The following is a 3,752-nucleotide window of genomic DNA, read 5'->3' on the forward strand; positions in this document are numbered from 1 at the left end:
CTTCCCGCAGCGGCTCGCGCAGCTGCTCCAGCCGCCGCAGCAGGTCGGCCTGCAGGCGCTGCAGCTGCTCGCGGTCGCGGCCGGCCAGCTCGCGGAACGAGGCCTGCTCGCCGTAGCCGGCGCTGCCCTGCAGCTGCTCGCGCACCCGCTCGTATTCCTCCTGCAGGCTGCGGCGCTCGGCGCGCGCCTGCTCCAGGGCCAGGCCGGCGGCGGCCAGTTCCTCGCGTCCGGCGTCGCAGTCGGCCTGGGCCTGCTCGACCTGCTCGCCGAGCAGGTCGCGCGCGTACTCGGCGGCCAGGGCACGGTAGGACGCGGCGCGCACCGCCTGCGCGGCGACCTTGCCGTACTGCGCGTCCACCGCCTCGGCCTCGGCGATGCGCCGCTCCAGCTGCTCGATCCGCTCCTTGATCTGGCGGAAGCTGTCCAGCAGCGCCTTGAAGCGGGCGATGTCGGTGGGCCGGTCCTCGGCCACCAGGGTGCGCACGAACAGGTCCACGTCCTCGACCCGCTGCAGGTTCAGCGCGTTCTGGAAGGCCTTGCGGTAGGCGTTGAAGTCCACGCCCCCGCCGGGGTTGGCGCGCAGGCGGTGCAGCAGGTCCTTGACGAAGCGCTCGCCGCTGGCGTGGAACTCCGGGGTGGTGCCGGCCTTGCGGCAGCGCTTTGCGGCCAGCTCGCGGAACCGGCTCCACTCCAGCGGCAGTTCGCGGCCGTCGACCTTCTCCAGGTGCTCGTCCAGCTCCAGGGCCACGCCCGGCAGCAGGTACAGGCCGTGCTGGCGGTGCTCGGGCTCGTCGGCCGAGGCGCCCAGCGAGATGCCGGCCGTCAGCGGGGCGCCGGTCTCCTCGTCGCGGAACACCAGGCTGATGTAGGTGGTGGCGGTGCGCCGCTTGCGGCCGTCCTCGCCGCTGCGGTACACGCCCAGGCAGTAGTCGCGGATGCTGCGCGCGCGCGCCTTGCCGCCGGCCTGGGCGTTGAAGTGGATGTGGCGGCGGTCGCCGCCCAGCAGGACCAGCTGCAGCGCGTCCAGCAGCGCGCTCTTGCCCGCGCCGTTGGGCGCGATGATGGCGCTGGTGCGGTCCAGCTGCAGGGTCTTGGCCTCGAACAGGAAGTACTGCACCAGGTGCATGCGCTCAAGCAGCTGCATGGTCGTCCTCCGTGTCCCCGGCGTCGTCGCCGGCATCGGCTTCCGCGTCGGCGCCGCCCAGGTTGTGCTGGTCCAGCCGGTGCAGCCACTGCTCGCCGACGATGTCCACGATCGCCGGGCGCACCACCAGATGGAACGGCTGCAGGTCGTCCGGCTCGCCCTCGACCAGGCGGCACACGCCCCAGCGGCGGGCGGTGGCGGCCAGCGCGCGCAGCGCGCCGACCTCAGGCATCGGCCGCCCGGTCAGTGCCGGCCAGGCCTCCTGCAGCTCGGGCAGCTCCACCACCACCTCGCCCAGCTCCTCGACCAGGCCTTGCTTCATGCCCTCGTCGTAGCGCTGGCGCAGGACCAGCAGGAACAGGGTCTCGTCCAGGCGCACCGGGGTGCCCTCGCCGTGCTTGGGCAGGGCCACGACGTAGCGGTGGTGGGCGTTGCGCTCCAGGCGGATGCCCAGCGGGTCCAGCGCCGCGGCGAAGTCCTCCAGGTAGGCCTCCACCAGGTGGTAGGCGCTGCGCGAGCGGGCATCGCTGGCATACAGCACCTGCTCGGTGACCAGGCGGTAGGCGGCGCGTTCGAAGTCGGCCACGGCATACATGCCGTTGGACTGCTGGCTGAGGGTGTTCCAGGAACGTTTCATGCGGGATCGGGCTCGGCCTGCGCGCTGGCGCGCGCGGCATTGGAAGCGGAGGGACCGCGGCCTGCGGCGTGGTGGACGACGAAGCGCGGGGCGCGCAGCCAGCCGTTGTCGCCCGGTTCGCCGCGGTCGACCAGTTCGACCCGGAAGCCGCGCAACAAGCGGCCCAGCGGGTCGTCGCGACGCAGGCCGCCGGGGCGGCTGCCACGCAGGGCCAGGGTCAGCAGGGTCTGGCAGGCGCGCAGGTCCTGGATGCTGGAGATCTCCAGCGCGCCGGAATCCACGCTGCCGCCGGGCGGCAGCTGGCGGCCGACGTAGGAGGCCATGTCCTCGGCGGTGACCAGGCGCACCCGCTTCATCCGCCGCAGCAGGCTCAGCCGCGCGATCTGCTCGGCGCTGGGCTGGGCATTGCTGTTTGCGCTGCGCGGGATCGGCTGCGGACGGCGGCGCGGCGCACGCAGCTGGGTCTCGTCCATCAGCCCACCCGGACCGACCGGCATGCGCAGCGCGTTCTCGTCGGCGGCCAGCGCACCCCTGGCGGCGCGGTGCAGCAGCACGTCCAGGCGGTCCGGCGCGCGCAGGCGGTAGTCGAGGAAGGCCAGCGCGCGGCGGTTGGCCTGGCGCATGTCCTCGTCCAGGCGTGCGAGGTACTCATCGATGCGCTCCAGCTCGCGCAGGCGCATCAGGCTGCGCTGCAGCAGCTGGCGGGCACGGGCATCGTCGCCCTCGGCCACGTGCTCGCGGTACCAGGCGGCGATGTCCTCGCGCAGCGGGCCGTTCTCGATCTCCTGCACCATCAGCAGGATCTGCGCGCGCCGCGCCAGCGGGTGGTCGGCGCGGTGCAGGTCGGCGTAGTCGCGGATGAAGAACTGGGCCACGTAGCGCTCGAACCACTGCCGCGCGAACTGGGCGGTGGTCTCCGAGCGCACCAGCTCGGGCATCAGGTCGCGCACCTGCAGGCTCATCGAGGCCAGCGAGGACAGCAGCCGGCGCGCCTGCTCGGCGGCCTCGTCCAGCGCCTCGCCGCCGGCGCGGCCGTCGGCCACCTGCTGCAGCTGCAGCTCGATCGAACGGATCTTGGCCGAAACGAAAGTGGGACCGCGGTCGGCGAACTCCACCAGGGTGCCCAGCAGCTGGGCCAGGGCCGGCGGCATCAGCACCATCTCGCGCGCGCCGAGCTTGTCCTGGCGCAGCCAGCCGGCTTGGCGCAGGCGCTCGTACACCGCCGCCGCGCGCGCGGCCAGGCCGCCCTGGAGCGGGGTCTCGCCCTCGTCCTCCCAGGTTTCCTCGGCCAGCAGGTAGCGCTCCAGCGCGGCGACGATCTCGCGCCGGGCGAAGCCGTGGCTGGGCGGCAGCGGCGCGTCCGGGCCGAAGTACTCGTCGAACAGCCGGCACAGCAGGCGCCAGTAGCGCTCGCGGTTGGGCGAGGCCAGCGGCCCGAAGGCGCCGGCCGGCACGTGCGCGAACAGGGACGGGAACGCGGTACTGCTCAAGCGGGAATCCTGCCGGGCGCCAGGCCCGGATCGGCCGCCATTTTCCCAGATCGGCGCCATGCCCGCGCAGGCGGCGGCGGTTGACCGGTCGCCGGTGGACCGGCTACCTTCTCCGCGCCGGAGGTTTCATCGCTTCATCCAGATGTAGCGATGAATTAAAAGGGAAGTCCGGTGCGTCCTGCCCTGCAGGACAATTCCGGCGCTGCCCCGCAGCGGTAATTGGAAACGAACCCCGCCATCGCACTGGCCCACCGGCCGGGAAGCGGCGGACAGTAGGCACGCGGCCTTCGCCGCCCGTCCATGAGCCCGAAGACCTGCCCCGGCCGGAAGACGCGTCCGTCTTCCGCCTGACCTGGAGCCTCCGCGGGGAGGTGGCCGGAGGCATCGCGTGGCCGTGGCCACGCAGTGTTCCCGCGCCCGTCCCCCTGGCTGCTCCGGCTCGCCCGCGGGGGCGAAGGTCGCCATGGCGGCGTGCGCGGTG

Annotated in this window: 3 protein-coding genes and 1 riboswitch; all 3 genes read right to left on the bottom strand. The window is 73.2% G+C overall.

All coding sequences use genetic code 11. The features are described from left to right. The coding region (locus B351_RS0107745) for an ATP-binding protein (RefSeq protein WP_019398478.1) at nucleotides 1–1,144 on the bottom strand (1,144 nt) is incomplete at its 3' end. Beyond that, nucleotides 1,131–1,781, bottom strand: a complete 651-nt coding sequence (locus tag B351_RS0107750) for a DUF4194 domain-containing protein (RefSeq protein ID WP_019398479.1) — start codon at nucleotides 1,779–1,781, stop codon at nucleotides 1,131–1,133. The genes B351_RS0107745 and B351_RS0107750, both read right to left, overlap by 14 nt. Beyond that, nucleotides 1,778–3,271, bottom strand: coding sequence for a Wadjet anti-phage system protein JetA family protein (locus B351_RS0107755; protein ID WP_019398480.1), 1,494 nt, complete (start codon nucleotides 3,269–3,271; stop codon nucleotides 1,778–1,780). The genes B351_RS0107750 and B351_RS0107755 overlap by 4 nt, the downstream gene beginning before the upstream one ends. A gap of 104 nt (nucleotides 3,272–3,375) precedes the next feature. Then, a riboswitch (cobalamin riboswitch) is annotated at nucleotides 3,376–3,608 on the top strand. Nucleotides 3,609–3,752 lie beyond the last annotated feature (144 nt).

It is taken from the genome of Pseudoxanthomonas sp. GW2 (assembly GCF_000283075.1).
Classification (GTDB): Bacteria; Pseudomonadota; Gammaproteobacteria; order Xanthomonadales; family Xanthomonadaceae; genus Pseudoxanthomonas.

Coding starts and splice junctions, on each gene's coding strand:
- B351_RS0107750 (WP_019398479.1), bottom strand. CDS start 1,781: ATGAAACGTTCCTGGAACACCCTCAGCCAGCAGTCCAACGGCATGTAT.